Raw genomic sequence first — 19,138 nt, 5'->3', positions numbered from 1 at the left:
TTATTCTAAATTGTTCTTAATTAATCTGATGTTGCAGTGTTTGAATAGAAATTGAAAACTGATGCTTGAGGTGGTGAAAATCAACCTTACCCTCTAACTTGTTAGAAGAGCTGTAGTGAATCTCAATGATCTTTTCACCGTCGCTATCAAAGATGGCGCGAGAATTATTTTTATCAATAATTCGCCACCTTACCTCATTTAACGATCCTTCCCAAGCGGAACTCGGCCAGAGCGTGATCATCAGGTTAAATAATACCTGTTCTGGCTGCGGTAGCGAACCTTGTAAACCGTTGAGCACTTCGGTTTGAATTTGTTCTCCATCGTAAGACAGTGAGAGTACTCTCGTCCCCCAGGATGAGAAGCCTGCCAGCACCACTTCGTTGTTGATCACTTGCAGTTGTACCGGAAGTTGCTCAGATTTGGTTTTACCATCTATTGCCCAAGAAGCCGTAATTAACTGACTGGCAGACAACTGATAGCCCAAGCTTGCGGGAGTGGGCAAGCTAACTTGGGTGTGCTCGGCAATGTCGACCTGAGGCGTCGATTGGTGAGGGACCAAGCTGCATGCACTTAAAAACAGGCTCAGTGCGAATAACGTCGCGCAGCGAAAGGCGTGATTGAAAATCATGACGTCGTTTCCTCTGTTTTAATTGCAATCGGAGAGAGCAGCCAAGCGACAAAAATACCACTTAACACCGTAATGCCAAAACTGTGAATCGCGTGAGTTTGGCTGAGTGACAGCAATCCAAATGACAACACAGTGGTCATTGCCGAAAGGGTGATCGCCAATAGTGTGCTCACACTGCGGGCTTTCTCGGCAAAGAACAGAGTGTAATCGATCCCTATACCAAGAATGAGCACCAAGCCAAGCAAGTTGAACAGGTTTAATGTTGTTCCCATCGCGACAGCAGTTGCCAGACCGCAGGCGCAAGCAATCAATGATGGCAGTAAAACTCGGCAACTGTGTTGCAGACCGTACCGCTTGATTAATACCAGAAAGATCACAGCACTGGCGGCTACCAATAGCTCCATGATTTTGATTCGGTATTCACCAAATAGGGCGGAGATTTCTTCTGCTTTGTTTAGGTAGACAACATCAGACTGTGATTTAGCAAATGCCTTAACAACAGCGGAGTCTTGCAATTGGTTTAACACCACAACCGTTGCCGATTTTCCTTTGATCTTACCCAAATGAAGAAAACGTACAGGCGCTGATACCGGGTTTTGCAAGTACTGCTCAACCGTAACAGGGATAAAGTCGGTGTCCATTTTGGGCTTTTTACTTAAGCCCAGCCCGGATGCAAGTGGGCTGGATTGTGTCGCGTAAAGATCGCGAATCAATTGATAGTCTTGTTGCTGACGTTCCACTGAGCTCAAGTAGCGACTCAGACTCTGGTAGCTTTCGATGGTGCTGTCCGCTTTCCACGCTTCTAAAGTTGGCGTCAAAGACTCCAGCTTTTTCATTAGGTTTTCGTCATCGTCTGCGGTAATGACCAACATTTGCTGCGAAGATTGCATGCCACTAAGCGTCGTAATCAAGGTTTCTTGCTGCTTGAGATCGTTCGGCATCGTTTGCAGTAGACGAATGTCGTCATCGTAGTTCAATTGCAGCAAGAAAAAGCCACTCGCAACCACACATAACATCGGTAATCCGACTTTAATTCGAGGTTGATTCCAAAGCGTTAACCATTTCGCCAACAATGATTGTCCTGGTAAGTTCGAAATGGATTGCGATGGGTTACGAGCCAGTATCGGATACCAAGCCACCACGGTGATGTAAGCGGCAATCAGACCAATGGATGAAAACAGCGCAAGCTGTTGCAAACCAGGAAACGGTGCCACCAACATGCCCAAATAGCCGATCAAACTGGTGATTAAGCCCAGTGTGATCGCTATGAAAATATGCTTTAACCCTTGCTCGCTATCCCATTCATTTCCCGCCGCAAGACGTTCCGTTAGGTAGTGGAATGCGTAGTCGATAGACACGCCGATTAAACTTGCGCCAAACACTAAGCTGAACAGATGGACTTTTCCAAAAATCCACGTTGTCACTGACAACGCAACGAGCAAACCAATGGTGATGGAAAGCAGTGCGAGAGACAGTGGCACCACACTACGAAAGATCAATACGAACAATGCAATGATACCGAGCAGAGAGAACACACCGATGGTACTGATCTCCGATTTTGCACTTTGCGTACCAAAGTCGGCGTAAAATAGAACGCCAGTATGTGCGACTTCAGCGCCATATTTCTGCGCGACGCTTTGTTCTAGCGCTTGAATGTCAGGGACGGCAAGCTGCCCAGTTAGGCTATAAGGTGAGTCTTTTAGCTCGGCAGTAATAAGCAAGTATTGAGCACCGTCTTTCTCGACGGACAGATAGCCGTTATCCAATCGGAAAGAGGACGATTGCTGGGTAACTTGGCTTAAATAATCACGAAATAGCAAGAAAGGGTCATTTTGTAACTCTTGCCCGGTCACTCCAGAAAACGGGTTGTACAGCGACTGAATCACATGCTGCACTTGCTGTTCTGGATTTTGGCTTAAACGCTCTCGTTGTTCAGGCGTCAGCAATTGGAAGCGGTGCTTAAAGTAGTAACTCGCCCAAGCTTGCTGTTCTTGAGGTGAGATTTTCCCCACGACATCGCGAAAATGATTACTTTGGCGTAACCCCTTATCAAATTCAGCGGCCGCTGCAAAAAGGGCATTTTTGTCCGGCGCTGTGATCACGAAAATGACTTTGTCGCTCATACTTGCCGAGACCGACTCAAAGGCTTGCTCAGCCACCGGGTTTTGTTGGTTCTTCGGCAGCAGTTTTAAAATGTTGGTCTCAATCGGAGATTCTGCACTCCAAACCCATTGTTTGAGTAGCAACGCGCCCGCTAAAACAACGAGATTGAGCCAAACCAGAGCAAAGGTGTGAGTGCCAAGACTGAGTTTAGAAACGGAATTGAGCGTCTTCGGCATCCGTGAGTTCCTGAGGTAGAGAGGTCTGGTTTGTAAACGTGATTTCGGTCTTATCGCCGCGCAGCTCTTGCAGGGTTAGGCGATCAATATGCGTTTTACCGGAAAGGGTGATGGCTTTAAACACCGCATTTAATGGTGACTGTTTGGGCACTAAAACGAGCTGCCACTGATTGTTCTCAACTGAAAAATCGAGTGTGAATTGTTCTTGCAGTGCAGAAGTATCCCCGTGGAACACGGATAAAAACACATGACTAAAGTAGAACGCCATTGGGTTTTCTTGTGCAGAGATCGTTTTCGGTGCTTGGTCGGCAAAAGTTTGACGAAGTTTGTTTTCCGTCAATACCAAATTGACTGCGAAAGGTTCTGTTTGTTGCCACAACAAGCCATGTGTTTTGCTCAGTGTGAACTGACCTTTAGAGGTTAGAGGTTGACTGAACATTTCCAGATGACGCTGCTGCGTAAAATCTCCGCGCACGATTTCATGCTGAGACAACTGCTGTTGAAGCGACGCCAAATCTGTTACGTTTGCTGTCGGTGTGGCCAGTGCTGGAACAGAAAATATCAACAAAAAAGAGAGTAACCACTTTTGCATTAGTTCAGGCTCCCATGGTTGTGCCATTGCTCTACTTTATCTAAAAAGATTGCCGGAGAAACAAAGCACATCTCTTGCTTTTCAATGGATACAGCGACTTGAGTTGTATGCGCTTTGCACATACGTTGATTCGTTTCGGCGTCGTAAATCACGTAATCCACACGTAAGCGGTTTTCCCACTCAGTGAGTTGCGCGGTAATACGAATGGTGTGATTAAACGGAATCGCCTTCACGTATTTAACGCGCGTATCGATGATCGGCCACATGTACCCAGAGTCTTGCATATCGCGATAGCTGTATTGGAGCTTCTCCATCAGCACACGACGCGCTTCTTCAAAATATCGAAAGAAGTTGCCGTGATAAATCACGCCCATCGGGTCAGCATCTTGGAATGAGGTGACCATAGTCACCTCCGCTTCTAATGGGTAGAGAACCTGCTCTTGCATTATACCTCCGCGTAGAGTGGCCAATGACGTTGCTGAATGCGTTCAATGAAATGACGCAAATCTTGTTCCAATGGGCGATCTTCAATCACAAATTCAAACTCGCTCAGTACGGCGTCACGAATTACTCGCAAACTCTGACTCATGTGGTGTTCGTCCAATTCGTTATGACGGCGACGAATCTCAACCGCTTGAACGCTTGCTAGGAGTGAAGCCGCAGCAACTTGCTCTGTTAACTCAAGTACGCGTAAGCAATCACGAGCCGCGATGGTGCCCATGCTCACTTTGTCTTGGTTGTGACATTCGGTTGAGCGAGAAAAAACGCTTGCTGGCATGGTGTTTTTCAACGCTTCTGCCGTCCAAGCTGAGATACCAATCTGAACCGCTTTAAAGCCGTGGTTGATCGGTTTACGCTCGCCTTCTGCACCGGTTAAGTTAAACGGCAGGCCGTTATTGAACTTGTAATCCATCAATTGCGCCATCTGACGATCCAGCAAATCAGCTAAGTTGGCAATGTTCACTTTCAACGTATCCATCGCCATTGCGATATGACCACCGTAGAAGTGACCGCCGTGCAGAACGCGCTCATTGTCGCCATCGATGATTGGATTGTCGTTGGCACTATTTAGTTCATTCTCAATCAATTGACGTAGCCAAGGCAGTGAGTCTTGCACCATGCCAATGACGTGTGGCGCACAACGCAGCGAGTAACGATCTTGCAGTCGGTCGCTATTGCGTGGCGGACGCTCAGCATTGAGATCATCACGCAGCCAAGCCGCAACTTGCTGTTGACCAGGATGAGGTTTTACCGCAAACAACGCTTCATCAAAGTGGAAGTCATTACCTTGCATACCCACAGAGACCATCGCGGTAATCTTGGTGCAAAGCTGCGCTAGGTATTCTGCACGTTTGTAGGCAAGACAGGCGAGGGCCGTCATCACGGATGTACCGTTCATTAACGCCAAACCTTCTTTTGGTTTTAGGCGAATTGGCTCAATGCCCAGCTCTGCAAACACTTCTTGTGTTGGTCGCACATCACCTTTGTAAAGCACTTCACGTTCGCCAATTAAGGTCGCCGCTAGGTAAGACAGAGGCGTTAAATCGCCACTTGCGCCCACCGAGCCCTCTTGTGGAATACGCGGCGCAATGTCGTGGTTGATAAGCGTAACGATTTGGTTCAACAGATCGTGAGACACGCCAGATACGCCTTGCGACAATGAACATAAACGTGTTGCCAGCACCGCACGAGCTTGCTCATGAGAAAGGATTTGACCTAAGCCACAACCATGGAAGCGTGTAAGGTGCAACGGAAGTTCATCCACAAGAGCGGGTGGAATCGCCACAGTACATGAATCGCCGTAACCCGTGGTCACGCCGTAAATAACGCCTTCTTCCTTCAGTAATCGTTCCAGAAACGCCACGCCACGATCAATTTTCGCGGTAAATTCTGGCGAGGTGTTCATGTGTGCCTTTGCACCTTGAGCAATGGCAACGACATCTTCGATGGTTAAAGATTGGGCACCAAAAGTGATGTTGTGATTATTGTTGTTTGTCATGTGGCTGATTACTTAAAGTCCAGAAGTTAAAAAAGTTGTACCACTGTAACGGCGCTTGCAGTGTGTGGTGTTCTAATCTTTGTGCGTACTGTTGAACAACGCGTTCTAGTGCCTGCTGACGCTCCTTGCGTGGTAGCGTGACTTGGTCACTAAAGTGTTCAAAGTACACATTAAAATGCGGAGTGTTCGCTTCATCGTCGCGTAGGCCGAAGAGTAAGTAAACCGGCGCTTTTAATACCGAGGCTAGCATGAATGGGCCTTGCGGGAATGGTGCAGGTTTACCAAGAAAATCTGCCCAAACGACACGATTTTCTTTGCTGGTGGAAGTGCGATCGCCAACGATCACCACCCATTCGCCTTGCTCGATTTTTTGTTGAAGCAGAATCGCGGTGTCTGGTCCCATTGAGCTGACTTGAATCAGATTCAGTTCCGAATTTGGGTTTACCGCCTTCATTACCGCATTAAATTGTTCAGCGTGTTGGGTAAATACCAAGGCATTGATTTTGACATGAGAGTGTCGACGACCAAGCGCACGGCAGAGTTCGATATTGCCAAGGTGCGAGCCTAAAATGAGCACGCCTTGTTTTTTCTGCGCCATCTCTTCGAAATGATGCTGGCCGTGAATGGTTAGGTTATCGACGTTAAAGTCACCTTGCCATGCTGCCAGTTTGTCGAGCATGGTTCGCCCAAAAGAAAGCAGATGATGATAGCTGTCCAACTGTTTTGGTAGTGCGATGCTCTGCTGCGTTGCGTAGTACTGCAAGTTTTGCAGGTAAATCTCAGACGCTTCACGGGCAGATTTACCCGTGAAGTGGTAGTAGCGCATGACTAATTTTAAAATCAGGTCAAACGCTTTTCTGCCGAACAAGCGGTAAACCGCGAGTAAGGTTTTGATGCCTAAAATCGTGCCTTGTTCTTTTCGTTTCGACCAGTGGGCATTACTGTCATCTGTGTTTTGGCGCTTTCTGGCGAGTAGCGAAGGAATGCGCGGCAACATGCCAAAAAATAGGCGAGTGTGCATCCAGCTTATCTTGACGTTATCCCACAATGCGTCGAAGTGGGAAATGCCACCTTCAGGGTAGATCACGCGCGTTGGAACAAAATCAATATCGACGCCTTCCCAGTACATTCGCACCAGAATTTCGATATCAAAATCCATGCGTTTGCCGATGTTGTACTTGTTCAACACGGCGACCGTTTTCGCCACTGGGTAGGCGCGGAAACCGCACATGCTGTCTTTGATAGACAGTGACAAGGTTTCTATCCACACCCAAATGTGCGTAGCGTAGCGACCATACAGACGGGCTTTAGGTACGTTCTCGTCGTATATCGGTTGGCCAGAAATCAGGTTATCTGGTTTTGTTTCGCTGGCGCTGAGCAATTTCGGCAATGCTTCTAGGTCGTGTTGACCGTCTGCGTCGATTTGAATGGTGTGCGTAAAACCAAGCTGGTGAGCTTGATGTAGGCCAGCCATCACCGCTCCACCTTTGCCTTGGTTTTCACTCAAACTAATCAGTTTTATCAGCCCTTGCTCACTCAACGCTGAAAGCGCTTGTTTGGTGTCTTCATTACTGCCGTCGTCCACGACCAGCACTGGCAAATCGAAAGAGGATAACGACGCAACTACGTCTGCAATTGTGCTGCCGTGGTTGTAGCAAGGAATTAAAAAGCAGGGACGGTAATCACTCACGTGACTCACCCAGTTTCATTTTGCCTGAAGAGTGAGTCACCAAGGTTTCACCGCTTTTCGATGTGTACTTAAAGGTCAATTTCTCACGCTCATTGTCCCAAGAGAGTGAGAGGCAAACGTCGGCGTTTGGCAGAATCGGCTCTTGAAATTTGATGACTTCCATTCCTTTAAATACCTTGGGAGTATTCAAATGTTGAACGGCGTAGAACAGCGCCCAATCAATTTGAGTGACGCCGGGTAAAAGAGGGAAGTGATTGAAATGACCTTGGAAATCTAAGATGTCAGCATCCACTCGCAGCGACAGCTCCGCGGTATGGTCACTCACTTCAATATTCTGAATAGTTGGTTTTCTTTTTTCCATGTTACTAGCTTTATTGGAATAGTTTTTCAATTTCAGCAACTTGGCGTTTGCCTTGGCTGTTCAATGAAATTTCGTCGACCACTCTGAATTTTCTCGGGATAGCGATCGGCTCTAGCCAATTGCGCAGAGCCTTGCGAAGCTCAAGCCAAAACTTGCCTTTACCGAGTTCATTAAGCACATCACCGCCTTTATCGTTAAGTACGATGATCGAGACTAACGTGAGGCGACCAGATTCTTCCATTGGGATAACCACGCTTTCTTGAACCCACGGCAGTTGCTCTAAACGTTTTTCCACTTCGACAAGGGAAATTCGCTTTTCTTCGACTTTGACGATTCGGTCAGTGCGTCCACGCAATTCAAAAGAAATACTATCATGGAAATAGCATTCATCCGCAGTTTGGTACCAAGTGTTTTCATCAATGTGTGGCGAGCGGAGCTTTAAACAATGTTCATGGTTAAGCTCGGCTTCAACACCAGGGAATAACGTCCAAGGAGTGCAGGCTACGTGCTGCTGACGGTAAGCGATGCCGCCGGTTTCTGTGCTGCCAAAAACTTCAATAGGAAGTGACCCAAACAACAGCTGGCTGTGTTGCGCGGCTTGGTTTGACAAGGGGCCTCCAGAAGAGAATACGCACCGAATTGCAACCGGATTATGCTCTTCACTGAGTCGTTTTAGTAACGCAGGGCTGCTTACTAGCGTGGTGTCAGCATCGGCGTGATGGACAATTTGCTCAGGGAATTCGAGGTTGCGTGCTGAAAATGGACGTGCAGAACACAAAGGCCACAATACGCGAAACAGCAAGCCGTAAATGTGTTGATGAGAAACGGTGCTTTCAACGCGTGTGCTGGCAACCGTGTCGCCCCACAGGTTATCTAGAATAGCAACTTCGATATCGAGCTGTTTCAGCGTTTTTGCAATGGCTTTTGGTGTGCCGCTTGAACCCGAAGTAAATAGCGTTACTGGTATTTCTGCCAGGTTTAATTCATGCCAAAAATAAGGTTGTTTGGCCTCTGGCTCGCTAATCACGGTGGTTTCTAGCAATGATTGAGCTTCGATCAAAAGCGAGCTCACGAGTTCTGGAGCCGAGACATCGGCATCATGCAGCAACAAATCGTAGTGCTCACTGAGCTCTTTGAGTGCTTCTGGTTGGTAATTACCAGGTAATACAATGGATTTTCCTGCATAACAACAAGCAAAAAAGCCAACGGCAAACAGGTAGCTGTTGCCAAAACACAACGCAATGTTTTGCGTTGGTTGGGTTTCTAGCTGTTGAGTAAGTGTTGCGACGTGCTGTTGGAAATCACCCCACGTGATAACCGTATCGCGATCGTAAGAGACTGGGGATTGCTCAGACCTCTCCGCGATGAACAAGGTCGCTAGGGAGGTAAAGCTCGAATACGTTGTATTCATACGATTAGTGTTCCTTTCGAACAAATTGACGCACGATCCATTCTCCAGCGAACAAGCCACCAGCAAGTAAGTAGCTGATGAGGCCGTTATAAAGCGTCCATATTTTTACTGGTAGGAAACAGGTATAGAGTGCAACGGCAGCGTTGAGCGTAAAAAAGGCGCACCAAACCATCGTCACTTTGCGAGTGTAAGCCACGCCACTAGCCGGAAGGTCGGGTTCTTGCAAGCGAGCAAGCCTCTCTATGATCGATTGCGGCTGTTTTAAGCTCAGTCCAAATACACACAGCATACATACATTGACAACGACAGGGTAAAACTGAAGCCACCCATGTTGTTTAAACACCATGCCAAGCGTAATTAGGACAATGCCAACAGCGCCCGTAACGAGCGCCAAGAACTTAAACTCTTTTAGTGGGGTCTTATTTGCGACGAAAACACGCAAAAGTAACGCAGCAATTAACAAGCCCCCAACTAAGTTCAAGCCAAATTTATCTATACCGAAATAGACGGCGAAGGGGTAGGCAAACAGTACAATTGCAGACAGACCAGTCAGCAATTGGCGCATTAACTTTCCTTCAATAATTCAGTGACAGCGTTAACCACATCGTCAACGGTTCTTACTGCACTAAACTCTGCTGGCTTGATTTTTTTGCCAGTGACATTCTGTAGGTGTACGACCAAATCAACGGCGTCAATGCTATCAAGATCGAGATCTTGGTATAAGTGCGCATCTGATTGAATGTCGGCTGCGTCAATTTCGAACAGCTCAACAAGCGCATCTTTAACTTGTTCAAATACTTGATCTTTATTTACATCAGTCATGAATATACCTACAACTTATTCATTAGTTTGAGAAGAAACGTATTTCGCTAGATTTGCTACAGACGCAAAGTGTTCGCGCGTATTTGAGTCGTCGGCATCAATAACGATGTTGTATTGTTTTTTTATTGCGAGTCCAAGCTCAAGCGCGTCGATAGAATCTAAGCCAAGTCCATCACCAAAAAGTGGTGCATCCGTTTCAATATCATCTACGGTTAAATCTTCAAGGTTTAAAGCATCAATAATAAGTTGCTTAATGTCGTTGTGTAACTGTTCCACTGGGACCTGCTTATTAATAAAAGTTTTCTGGAAAAATGTTTTCAGCTAGGTGCTGTTGTAAGCGTCGCGCCGCTATTGTCGGCGACGTAGTTTGCTTTATAAAGGGGGTAATCTCAACTTTATCCTTAACTTCAACCCTGAAAAAGGGCTTTGTTGCCGGTACTTGATACCATTTTTTCTCTTTTGTGAGGAAACTTGGCGTTACCGTAATATGGACAACTCTTAAATCTCGTTCTGTTCTTACCGCAATTTGTGCTGCACCGCGTTGTAATTTCGGCTCTACACCTGGTGTTGTTCTTGTTCCTTCAGGAAATATAAGCAACACGTTGCCTTTGTTAAATCGTTCATCACAAAGTGCTAATAAATCATCCGGTGCTTCATTGGGAATATATCCGGCTGCTTTTACGATGTGCTTCATAAAAGGATTCGACCATATTGCCGATTTTACTAAACAGTCGCAGCGATTTAATTGTGAAGCAATGAGAACGTAATCGATTAAACTAGGGTGGTTGGCAACAATTAAACAATTACGATCTTGTTGAAGAATATCGGCACCAATAATTTGATAATCGATTGCGCCACTCAACTTCATCAATTTACAAAATGTGTTGAATGAATATCGAATCGCACCTTGAACTTTATATTCGCGTTCCGTTTGGTCTGAAACAAAAATACGAATGGTCGGAATAACAATGAAGCTCAGTACTAAACCACCTAACCCAAATACTGAAAAACAAAAGCCTGTTGCTAGCACACGCCAATACTGATTTAAGCGAGTCATTTTTTGTGCCATTCCCAAGCTTGTTGCGGAGCGAAAATAGTCCACTGGCTTTTATCTAACAAGTATTGTTGCAAAAATACTAAACCTTGAGGAAGAGGATGACCGGAACGTTCTGCGTTTATGGAGCTTTGTATCGCGAAATTGTCTCCATGAGAAAGTATTAAGCCAAGTCCAAACCCTTGGTATTGTTGGTTTTCATATTCTAAATAAGAGTCAGGCATAGGCTCATCAAAATCAACAAGCAGTACTTTTTTGTCAGGATTGTCGGACAAAAACAGCCATGCTTCTAATATTGCGCTTTGGAATGTGTTTTCTGCCGCAGCGATAGAAGTTAGGGGAATGGGTTGTTTAGTTGCGATAGTGGCAAGCCCTGCGGCGGTATTGTGCACCGATTGAGAAAAAGCCATCGGAGACGCCTCTTCTCCATTAATTATATCTTCAACTAGTGCGACGCTGCGATGCAGTTCACCATGACGGCTTGAAAATACAAGGTAATCAACTTGATGTTGATTAAGCATTTCGATTGCAGTTTGTACCGCCAGTTTACTGAGTGGGCTCATTCTTCTGCGCATCATCGCAGGAATATTTGCAACATTGATTTTGCCATCTTCTGGCCATTTTATCTCTGTTGCCCATTGTTTCCAGTCATTGGATTCGGATAAACCGAATGAATTCGCTGTCCACGCATCAATATTGAACGAAATGTTGATCTTCGAGTTTGGCATATTGGGTTAAATTGTTTATTTTACAGCTCGATACAAATTGGGGTTGACCCAAATTCACAATAAAAAGGAAATTATCATGTCGCGTTTTAAGCTGTATGTCTCGTTATTATTAACTTTGCTTCTTGTTGGTTGTGGACGAGTACAACCTGTAATGAATGTGGAGGATACTCCAGTTGCTTATGATCTTCAAAATAAACAAGTAAAAATGGCCATAGTGCAATCAGCAACTAACCGAGGCTGGACGATCGAAGAAGTAAGCCCTGGTGTTCTTATTGCAAAAATCCACGTTCGTAAACACTCTGCAGAAGTAAAAATCCCATACAATAATAAATATTACTCAATTATTTATCTCAACTCAGTAAATCTCAAAGCAAGTGATGGCAAAATCCACCGCAATTACAATCGTTGGGTAAACAACTTGAATGTTGATATTCAGCGAGCTATTGCATTGTTGGGCAATCAATCTCAACAATAAAACTATTAATTGCAGTTAGGTTTTTCCGTGTTAAATCAAAATAATGACCCTTTTAATGCTTTTGAAGCGAAGACAGAAGCTCAGAAGTTATCTTTTGCACCAATCGTGTTCCAGACCGCCAAAACGCTTCGAGATTTAGGTATTTTAGCCGCTTTAGACAGCGCTGGCGCTCAAGGCATGAGTGCCACAGATATTGCCGAGAAAACGGGAGTATCAGAATATGGTGTTAAAGTACTGTTGGATATGGCGATTAGTGCGCATATTGTTTTATGGGAACGACCTAACTATTCGCTTGCAAACCTTGGTTTTTACCTTCTTCATGATGGTATGACGAATGCAAACATGGATTTTACGGCAGATGTTTGTTACGCCGCGATGATGCATTTGACGGAAGCAATTCAAGAAGGTAAACCGTCTGGTTTGAAAGAGTTGGGCAATTGGGAGACCATCTATCAAGGTCTATCGACGTTACCAGAACAAGCCAAACAGAGCTGGTTTAAGTTCGATCATTTCTATTCGGATCGCTCGTTCCCACTTCTGCTTAAAGAGGTATTTGCAAGCAAGCCAAAGCATCTTGTGGATATTGGCGGAAATACGGGAAAATGGGCGATTCAGTGTTGTAAACATGACCCTGACGTTCAAGTGACGATTGTTGATTTACCGCAGCAATTAGAAGTAGCGATGAAGAATGTTTCAGAAAACCAGTTCTTCGAGCGTGTACGTCCATACCCTGCAAACATGCTTGATAAAGCACAAACATTGCCTGAGCATGCTGACGTATGGTGGATGAGCCAGTTCTTGGATTGCTTTTCCCCAATTGAGATCCTCAATATCCTTAAAAAAGTTAAAGCCCAGTTAACGAAGGGAGATACTATTTACGTATTGGAGCTGTTTTGGGATGCTCAAAAATACGCGGGAGCTTCCTATAGCCTTAATGCCACTTCTCTTTATTTTACCTGTTTAGCTAACGGTAATAGTCGCTTTTATCGCAGTGATGATTTCTTAGAAATTGTCGAAGCGGCAGGTTTATCTGTCGTTGAAAGAACCGACAATATTGGCCTTGGTCATACCTTATTAAAACTACAAGCAAACTAAATTCAGAATGAAAACAGAGCTCAAGCAAGTTGTTGTCGTAGGAGCGGGGCCATCAGGTTCAACCGTTTCTGCGTTATTAAAATCGCGTGGCATAGATGTTGTTGTCTTAGAAAAAGCGACTTTTCCACGTTTTTCAATAGGAGAAAGCCTACTCCCTGCATGTATGGAAGTTGTTGAACAAGCAGGAATGACCAATGCAGTAAAGCAGTTTGGTTTCCAGTATAAAGATGGTGCTGCATTTCGTCGTAATGGCGTATACACCCAGTTCGACTTTACAAACAAATACACTCCAGGACCGGGCACGACGTTTCAGGTTCAACGTGCCAGCTTTGATAAAGTATTGGCAGATAGCGCTGAAGAGCAAGGCGTAGAGATTCGCTATCAGCATGAACTGCTCAATCTAGTGTTTGAAGGGAAAAAGTCTCGATTAGAAGTGCTCGACTCAAATAAGAAGGCTTATCAAATCGAAGCAGATTTTGTGTTGGATGCAAGTGGCTTTGGGCGTGTTTTGCCACGCTTGTTGGAGCTAGAAGAACCTTCTTGTCTTCCGCCTAGAAAAGCGATCTTTACCCATATCGAAGATCATATCTCTCCCCAAGAGCCGGAATACGATCGCAACAAAATTTTAATTTCAGTTCATCCTGAAAATCACGACGTATGGTACTGGCTAATTCCATTCTCTAATGGTACTTGTTCGTTTGGCGTGGTGGGTGAGCCAGAATTTTTCGAACAATACCCAGAAGATAAGATTGCAGCGTTGCAGCAGTTAGCCAATGAAGAGCCGGGTTTGGCTGCTTTATTGCGAAACGCGAATTACCCGAATCCAGCAGGCGAGTTGGGTGGCTATTCTGCTAACGTCAAACGTTTAGCGACAGAGCACTACGCGTTGCTTGGTAATGCTGGTGAGTTTCTTGATCCTGTATTTTCATCGGGTGTCACTATCGCCATGAAATCGGCAGAGTTTGCAGCGGACTGCTTGGTTCGTCAGCTGAATGGTGAAAAGGTTGATTGGCAAGAAGAGTACTCGCAACGCTTAATGGTGGGAGTGAACACATTCCGCACTTATGTGGAAGGCTGGTACAACGGCACGTTGCAAGATGTGATTTTCTATCAAAACCCGAACCCACGTATTAAACAGATGATTAGTGCGATTTTGGCTGGATATGCTTGGGATACGAATAATCCTTACGTAAAACAAAGTGAGCAGCGTTTGTCGACGCTTGCAGAACTGGTTCGGGAAGCTGAACTGTAAGAATATACATTCGCTTATCCGAGAATCAGTAAACCTAGGTCTTACCAAAAAATTGGTAAGACCTTTTTAATGCCTCTGTACTTTTACTTCTAGCGTGTTGGAGACACATTGACCACTTACATCGGTGTGTATCGAATTTGAGAATTTTTATGGTGACATTGATCACATCTAGAATTCCTGTTGCTGATATTTATATTAAATTTGTAGGAAATGGATTACATTCTGGGAGTGTTCCCTACATCCGGCTTCGTTGTGAAAACGGTTTATAAGCAACTGTATAAGTTAGTAAAGTTCCAAAAACTACATCAAAAAAAAGACAAGTTTCTTACCAAATCAATTCGCTTGGTGAGTTCGAGCCATCGACTACGCCAAACGCTTCCTCTACTTTCTAAAATTGTCGAAGAACATGACGCATCAACGGTCTCTTCGATTGCAGATCCCGAGAACGCGGTAGCGTGGGGAGGTAAAGTTTCTCTAGAGTTCAAATCTAAAGTCATTCGTATTAGTAAAGAGCTAAAGATCAATCCTAATCATCTTATGGCGTGCATGGCATTTGAAACTGCTGAAACTTTCAGTCCAAGCATCAAAAATGGTTCCGGAAGCGGGGCTACAGGGTTAATTCAATTTATGCCCTCTACCGCAGAATCATTAGGAGTGAACACAAAGACTCTTGCGAGAATGAGCGCGCTTGAACAACTTAACTATGTGAAAGCGTACTATTGGCCCTATCGAAATAAAATTAATAGCTTAGAAGATGCTTACATGGCCATTCTCTACCCTGCTGCGATTGGCAAACCGCCGTCTTTCGTTTTGTTCAGACAAGGCTCAATTGCCTATCGACAGAATGCAGGTATCGACCGCCACAACACGGGGAAAATCACGCTTAATGATGTTTCCTACAAAGTGAGGAAAAAATTAGAAAAAGGTTTGCAGCCCAATTTCATGGGCTAAGATTGTGTCATGTTCCTAGTTTTTCGCGCATGAATCCTTCTGTTACTTCACGGGGATTCTGATACACTACGCGCCCATTTCCTCTGTTGAGACCTTTCTATGCCATTTTCTAAGCTTGGTTTAAGCGCATCGATTGCTGATGCAGTAAAAGCGCTAGGTTATGAAAAACCCACTTCTATCCAACAAAAAGCCATTCCAATCGTATTGCGTGGCCGCAATTTAATTGCAGCAGCGCAAACGGGCACAGGTAAAACGGCCAGTTTTGTTCTGCCAATCTTAGAAAAGCTTAGTCGAGGCGAAACGCAACGTAAAAAACGCGCTCGTGCGATTATCCTAACGCCAACACGCGAACTTGCGCTTCAGGTTCATCAAAGTATTGAAGCTTATGGTAAAAACTTACCATTACGCTCAATGGCGATGTTTGGTGGTGTGGATTATGCACCACAAAAACAAGCCTTGATCGAGGGTGTCGATATTGTGGTAAGCACGCCTGGGCGCTTGATTGATCTGTACGGTCAACGCGCGATTCACTTTGATGAAGTGGAAATGCTAGTGCTTGATGAAGCCGACAAAATGTTGGATATGGGATTCATCGATGCGATCGACAAAATCGTCGACTGTATGCCAGAACATGTGCAAAGTTTGCTGTTCTCAGCGACGTTATCTAACCCTGTTCGTGACTTGGCGAAAAATGCGATTATTGATCCTGAAGAGATCACGATTGCAAAGCACAGTGCCTCAAAATCAAATATTAAACAGTGGATCACGACCGTCGATAAAGACATGAAGTCGTCGCTGCTAAGTCACTTGCTTAAAGAAAATGACTGGTCGCAAGTATTGGTATTTATTGAAACTAAACACGGCGCAGCCAAACTGGTAAGCCAACTTGAGAAACGTGGCATTGTGGCAGAAGCATTCCACAGTGGCCGTAATCAGCGTGTTCGCCAGGAATTAATAGAAAAGTTTAAAGCGGGTGAAATCCAGTACTTAGTCGCAACCGGCGTTGCTGCGCGCGGTATTGATATTGATAATCTGCCAGTTGTCATCAACTACGATTTACCTTACCCAGCGGATGAGTATGTACATCGTATTGGTCGTACAGGTCGTGCTGGCGCGAAAGGTGAGGCGATATCACTGGTTTCAAAAGACGACTTTAAGAACCTCTGCATGATTGAAAGTCGTTTAGGGCACTTGCTAGAGCGAGTGGAAATTGAAGGTTTTGCGCCAAGAAAGCCAGTACCAATTTCAATTTTAAATTACGTGCCTAAGAATAAACGTAAACCGCACGATAAGCGCGAATCAAAATAGCCAGTTTATCCCATGATCTAAAAGCCGCATTCTTGCGGCTTTTTGCGTTTTAAGGCATCCAATTATGTAGCCATCGCGACGGTTTCTATTCGATAATGAGGAAAAAAGTTAATCAGTGTCATACGCTTAACACGTAAAGTGAATCAAGGTGCGTTAAGCTTTTGTCAATTATCTGTCCGCAGGTTTGCACAAGGTAAGGAATGGGCGCAAACTTTTTTGCTTGCTAATGAATGCATAAGATGGGGCACAAATGAAAACAGGTGATAAGCAATTCGCCGTTATTGGTCTTGGCCGATTTGGTTTGGCAGTGTGTAAAGAGTTACAAGATTCAGGCGCTCAAGTTTTAGCCGTTGACATCAACGAAGACAGAGTTAAAGAAGCCGCCAGTTTTGTTAGTCAGGCGGTTGTGGCTAACTGTACTCACGAAGAGACGGTTGCTGAGCTCAAACTTGATGATTACGACATGGTGATGATTGCCATCGGAGCGGATGTCAATGCCAGTATTCTTGCGACATTGATTGCTAAAGAGGCGGGAGTAAAGTCAGTATGGGTTAAAGCCAACGACCGCTTCCAAGCTCGTGTTCTGCAAAAAATTGGCGCAGACCACATTATCATGCCTGAGCGTGACATGGGGATACGTGTCGCGCGTAAAATGCTCGATAAACGGGTTCTTGAGTTCCACCCATTAGGCAGTGGCTTAGCTATGACGGAGTTTGTGATTGGCTCTCGTTGGATGGGTAAGACACTAAGTGATTTGGCTCTGTGCAAAGTCGATGGCGTGCAAGTGCTAGGGTTTAAACGGGGCCCAGAAGTTACCAAGGCACCTGACCTTAATACCACACTAGAAATTGGTGACCTAATTATTGTGGTCGGCCCTCAAGATGCGCTCGCAAATAAATTAAAATCGCTATGACGTATTTTCATCAGAAAGGTGTTTTTTACGCACCAGATGGTAAACAAGAGAAAGCGAAAGGCAACGAACCGCGAATTATATTGCTCAGTTTTCTCGGTGTTTTACTGCCTTCTGCGGTATTGCTAACCTTGCCAGTTTTTTCTGTTACGGGCCTGTCGATAACGGATGCTTTGTTTACCGCAACGTCCGCTATTAGTGTGACAGGGCTTGGTGTTGTCGATACTGGGCAACACTTTACGCTTGCGGGTAAAATCTTGCTGATGTTTTTAATGCAAATCGGTGGGTTGGGGCAGATGACTTTGTCGGCGGTCTTACTCTATATGTTCGGCGTGCGTTTGAGTTTGCGTCAACAAGCGCTGGCGAAAGAAGCATTAGGGCAAGATCGGCAAGTCAATCTAAACCGACTAGTAAAGCGGATTGTTGTTTTCGCGCTTGTTGCAGAAACGATCGGGTTTATTTTTCTCTCTATCCGCTGGGTCCCTGAAATGGGCTGGAAGACTGGTATGTTTTACGCCTTGTTTCATGCAATTTCTGCATTTAACAACGCTGGGTTCGCGCTGTTTTCTGACAGTATGATGAGCTTTGTGAATGATCCGTTGGTTATCTTTACACTGGCGGGGCTATTCATTTTTGGCGGGCTTGGTTTTACTGTTGTGGGTGACATCTGGCTAAACTGGCGCAAAGGTTTCCACTTTTTGCATCTTCACACCAAAATCATGCTGATTGCGACACCGATATTGCTCTTAGTCGGAACGATGATGTTTTGGTTACTTGAGCGAAGCAACCCAAACACAATGGCGTCTTTACCTGCAACAGGGCAATGGTTGGCGGCATTCTTTCAATCTGCGAGTGCTCGAACGGCAGGGTTTAATAGTGTTGACTTGGCGTTGTTTACCCAGCCGGCCTTACTGGTCATGATTGTTCTAATGTTAATTGGAGCGGGTTCCACCTCAACGGGGGGCGGTATTAAAGTTTCCACATTTGCTGTTGCGTTTATGGCTACGTGGACCTTTTTACGCCAAAAGAAACATGTGGTTATGTTTAAGCGAACCATAAATTGGCAAACTGTGACTAAGTCATTGGCAATTATCGTTGTGAGCGGAGCCATCCTGACAAGCGCAATGTTTTTATTGATGCTTACCGAGAAGGCCAGCTTTGATAAGGTTATGTTTGAAACCATTTCCGCATTTGCCACAGTGGGGCTCACCGCCGGTTTGACTGCGGAACTTTCTGAACCTGGTAAATACATTATGATCGTGGTGATGATCATTGGTCGTATTGGGCCGCTCACGCTTGCCTACATGTTGGCACGTCCTGAACCTACCTTGGTCAAATACCCAGAAGACGCCGTTCTTACAGGTTAATATAGCGTTCAACAATGGCCGCGCGACCATTACGAGCATTGATTAATAGCAGTGCTCGTACATTTATAGAATATGTGGAATGTTGCCCAGTTTTACCTACAAATTCGTAGAAGTTCATTTCTTCTTCCTTTCGTTTCGATACTATTCATTCACTCA

At 45.1% G+C, this 19,138-nt stretch carries 20 protein-coding genes; 7 read left to right on the top strand and 13 right to left on the bottom strand.

Annotation, left to right across the window (positions count from 1 at the left end; all coding sequences use genetic code 11):
- Window positions 1–16: 16 nt before the first annotated feature.
- The 13 genes from R7Z10_RS13195 to R7Z10_RS13135 are packed head-to-tail and all read right to left on the bottom strand — an operon-like array spanning window position 17 to window position 11,624.
- The gene (locus R7Z10_RS13195; RefSeq protein ID WP_318105014.1) at window positions 17–628 is read right to left on the bottom strand and encodes a DUF3261 domain-containing protein; all 612 of its coding nucleotides are present in this window, start codon (window positions 626–628) and stop codon (window positions 17–19) included.
- The gene (locus R7Z10_RS13190; RefSeq protein WP_318105012.1) at window positions 625–2,967 is read right to left on the bottom strand and encodes an MMPL family transporter; all 2,343 of its coding nucleotides are present in this window, start codon (window positions 2,965–2,967) and stop codon (window positions 625–627) included. Before R7Z10_RS13190 ends, R7Z10_RS13195 begins: the two co-directional genes overlap by 4 nt.
- The gene (locus R7Z10_RS13185; protein WP_017819935.1) at window positions 2,939–3,559 is read right to left on the bottom strand and encodes an outer membrane lipoprotein carrier protein LolA; all 621 of its coding nucleotides are present in this window, start codon (window positions 3,557–3,559) and stop codon (window positions 2,939–2,941) included. Before R7Z10_RS13185 ends, R7Z10_RS13190 begins: the two co-directional genes overlap by 29 nt.
- Window positions 3,559–4,005, bottom strand: coding sequence for a thioesterase family protein (locus R7Z10_RS13180; protein WP_054702228.1), 447 nt, complete (start codon window positions 4,003–4,005; stop codon window positions 3,559–3,561). The genes R7Z10_RS13185 and R7Z10_RS13180 overlap by 1 nt, the downstream gene beginning before the upstream one ends.
- Complete coding sequence (gene hutH, locus R7Z10_RS13175; protein ID WP_047102876.1) at window positions 4,005–5,558, bottom strand: histidine ammonia-lyase; 1,554 nt, start codon at window positions 5,556–5,558, stop codon at window positions 4,005–4,007. The genes R7Z10_RS13180 and hutH overlap by 1 nt, the downstream gene beginning before the upstream one ends.
- Complete coding sequence (locus R7Z10_RS13170) at window positions 5,542–7,248, bottom strand: glycosyltransferase (protein ID WP_318105009.1); 1,707 nt, start codon at window positions 7,246–7,248, stop codon at window positions 5,542–5,544. The genes hutH and R7Z10_RS13170 overlap by 17 nt, the downstream gene beginning before the upstream one ends.
- Window positions 7,241–7,609: a 3-hydroxyacyl-ACP dehydratase gene (locus R7Z10_RS13165; protein WP_318105008.1), complete on the bottom strand. Its 369-nt coding sequence runs from the start codon at window positions 7,607–7,609 to the stop codon at window positions 7,241–7,243. The genes R7Z10_RS13170 and R7Z10_RS13165 overlap by 8 nt, the downstream gene beginning before the upstream one ends.
- Window positions 7,610–7,619: 10 nt before the next feature.
- Window positions 7,620–9,020: an AMP-binding protein gene (locus tag R7Z10_RS13160; protein ID WP_318105005.1), complete on the bottom strand. Its 1,401-nt coding sequence runs from the start codon at window positions 9,018–9,020 to the stop codon at window positions 7,620–7,622.
- Window positions 9,021–9,024: 4 nt separating this feature from the next.
- Window positions 9,025–9,585: a hypothetical protein gene (locus tag R7Z10_RS13155; protein WP_025766967.1), complete on the bottom strand. Its 561-nt coding sequence runs from the start codon at window positions 9,583–9,585 to the stop codon at window positions 9,025–9,027.
- On the bottom strand, window positions 9,585–9,842 hold the full coding sequence (locus R7Z10_RS13150) for an acyl carrier protein (RefSeq protein WP_005382279.1): 258 nt from the start codon (window positions 9,840–9,842) through the stop codon (window positions 9,585–9,587). Before R7Z10_RS13150 ends, R7Z10_RS13155 begins: the two co-directional genes overlap by 1 nt.
- Window positions 9,843–9,857: 15 nt before the next feature.
- On the bottom strand, window positions 9,858–10,118 hold the full coding sequence (locus R7Z10_RS13145; RefSeq protein WP_005382278.1) for a phosphopantetheine-binding protein: 261 nt from the start codon (window positions 10,116–10,118) through the stop codon (window positions 9,858–9,860).
- A 13-nt stretch (window positions 10,119–10,131) separates the two neighbouring features.
- Window positions 10,132–10,899, bottom strand: coding sequence for a 1-acyl-sn-glycerol-3-phosphate acyltransferase (locus tag R7Z10_RS13140; protein WP_005388305.1), 768 nt, complete (start codon window positions 10,897–10,899; stop codon window positions 10,132–10,134).
- Complete coding sequence (locus R7Z10_RS13135; RefSeq protein WP_005382274.1) at window positions 10,896–11,624, bottom strand: beta-ketoacyl synthase chain length factor; 729 nt, start codon at window positions 11,622–11,624, stop codon at window positions 10,896–10,898. Before R7Z10_RS13135 ends, R7Z10_RS13140 begins: the two co-directional genes overlap by 4 nt.
- A 76-nt stretch (window positions 11,625–11,700) precedes the next feature.
- Between R7Z10_RS13135 and R7Z10_RS13130 the strand changes: the two genes are divergently transcribed.
- The 7 genes from R7Z10_RS13130 to R7Z10_RS13100 all read left to right on the top strand — a co-directional run bounded on the left by R7Z10_RS13130 (window position 11,701) and on the right by R7Z10_RS13100 (window position 18,982).
- Entirely contained in the window at window positions 11,701–12,099 is a 399-nt protein-coding gene (locus R7Z10_RS13130; protein WP_005382272.1) for a hypothetical protein, read from the top strand.
- A 27-nt stretch (window positions 12,100–12,126) separates the two neighbouring features.
- Window positions 12,127–13,194, top strand: a complete 1,068-nt coding sequence (locus R7Z10_RS13125) for a methyltransferase (protein WP_031779087.1) — start codon at window positions 12,127–12,129, stop codon at window positions 13,192–13,194.
- Between the two features lie 7 nt (window positions 13,195–13,201).
- Complete coding sequence (locus R7Z10_RS13120) at window positions 13,202–14,446, top strand: NAD(P)/FAD-dependent oxidoreductase (RefSeq protein WP_005382268.1); 1,245 nt, start codon at window positions 13,202–13,204, stop codon at window positions 14,444–14,446.
- 210 nt (window positions 14,447–14,656) lie between these two features.
- Window positions 14,657–15,397 (top strand): transglycosylase SLT domain-containing protein, encoded by a 741-nt coding sequence (locus tag R7Z10_RS13115; RefSeq protein ID WP_318105003.1) that lies wholly within the window; start codon window positions 14,657–14,659, stop codon window positions 15,395–15,397.
- A 99-nt stretch (window positions 15,398–15,496) separates the two neighbouring features.
- Complete coding sequence (locus R7Z10_RS13110) at window positions 15,497–16,705, top strand: DEAD/DEAH box helicase (RefSeq protein WP_005382264.1); 1,209 nt, start codon at window positions 15,497–15,499, stop codon at window positions 16,703–16,705.
- 250 nt (window positions 16,706–16,955) lie between these two features.
- Window positions 16,956–17,618 (top strand): TrkA family potassium uptake protein, encoded by a 663-nt coding sequence (locus R7Z10_RS13105; protein WP_053303271.1) that lies wholly within the window; start codon window positions 16,956–16,958, stop codon window positions 17,616–17,618.
- On the top strand, window positions 17,615–18,982 hold the full coding sequence (locus R7Z10_RS13100; RefSeq protein WP_064353721.1) for a TrkH family potassium uptake protein: 1,368 nt from the start codon (window positions 17,615–17,617) through the stop codon (window positions 18,980–18,982). The genes R7Z10_RS13105 and R7Z10_RS13100 overlap by 4 nt, the downstream gene beginning before the upstream one ends.
- The last annotated feature ends 156 nt before the right edge of the window (window positions 18,983–19,138 follow it).

This window comes from Vibrio sp. Vb1018 (genome assembly GCF_033338775.1).
Lineage (GTDB): Bacteria > Pseudomonadota > Gammaproteobacteria > Enterobacterales > Vibrionaceae > Vibrio > Vibrio alginolyticus.
This window is presented reverse-complemented; position numbering and strand designations above follow the sequence as displayed.

Excerpts from the sequence above, each read along its gene's own strand:
- R7Z10_RS13195 (WP_318105014.1), bottom strand. The coding sequence starts at position 628 with ATGATTTTCAATCACGCCTTTCGCTGCGCGACGTTATTCGCACTGAGC.
- R7Z10_RS13190 (WP_318105012.1), bottom strand. The coding sequence starts at position 2,967 with ATGCCGAAGACGCTCAATTCCGTTTCTAAACTCAGTCTTGGCACTCAC.
- R7Z10_RS13185 (WP_017819935.1), bottom strand. The coding sequence starts at position 3,559 with ATGCAAAAGTGGTTACTCTCTTTTTTGTTGATATTTTCTGTTCCAGCA.
- R7Z10_RS13180 (WP_054702228.1), bottom strand. The coding sequence starts at position 4,005 with ATGCAAGAGCAGGTTCTCTACCCATTAGAAGCGGAGGTGACTATGGTC.
- hutH (WP_047102876.1), bottom strand. The coding sequence starts at position 5,558 with ATGACAAACAACAATAATCACAACATCACTTTTGGTGCCCAATCTTTA.
- R7Z10_RS13165 (WP_318105008.1), bottom strand. The coding sequence starts at position 7,609 with ATGGAAAAAAGAAAACCAACTATTCAGAATATTGAAGTGAGTGACCAT.
- R7Z10_RS13160 (WP_318105005.1), bottom strand. The coding sequence starts at position 9,020 with ATGAATACAACGTATTCGAGCTTTACCTCCCTAGCGACCTTGTTCATC.
- R7Z10_RS13155 (WP_025766967.1), bottom strand. The coding sequence starts at position 9,585 with ATGCGCCAATTGCTGACTGGTCTGTCTGCAATTGTACTGTTTGCCTAC.
- R7Z10_RS13150 (WP_005382279.1), bottom strand. The coding sequence starts at position 9,842 with ATGACTGATGTAAATAAAGATCAAGTATTTGAACAAGTTAAAGATGCG.
- R7Z10_RS13140 (WP_005388305.1), bottom strand. The coding sequence starts at position 10,899 with ATGACTCGCTTAAATCAGTATTGGCGTGTGCTAGCAACAGGCTTTTGT.
- R7Z10_RS13135 (WP_005382274.1), bottom strand. The coding sequence starts at position 11,624 with ATGCCAAACTCGAAGATCAACATTTCGTTCAATATTGATGCGTGGACA.
- R7Z10_RS13130 (WP_005382272.1), top strand. The coding sequence starts at position 11,701 with ATGTCGCGTTTTAAGCTGTATGTCTCGTTATTATTAACTTTGCTTCTT.
- R7Z10_RS13120 (WP_005382268.1), top strand. The coding sequence starts at position 13,202 with ATGAAAACAGAGCTCAAGCAAGTTGTTGTCGTAGGAGCGGGGCCATCA.
- R7Z10_RS13115 (WP_318105003.1), top strand. The coding sequence starts at position 14,657 with ATGGATTACATTCTGGGAGTGTTCCCTACATCCGGCTTCGTTGTGAAA.
- R7Z10_RS13110 (WP_005382264.1), top strand. The coding sequence starts at position 15,497 with ATGCCATTTTCTAAGCTTGGTTTAAGCGCATCGATTGCTGATGCAGTA.
- R7Z10_RS13105 (WP_053303271.1), top strand. The coding sequence starts at position 16,956 with ATGAAAACAGGTGATAAGCAATTCGCCGTTATTGGTCTTGGCCGATTT.
- R7Z10_RS13100 (WP_064353721.1), top strand. The coding sequence starts at position 17,615 with ATGACGTATTTTCATCAGAAAGGTGTTTTTTACGCACCAGATGGTAAA.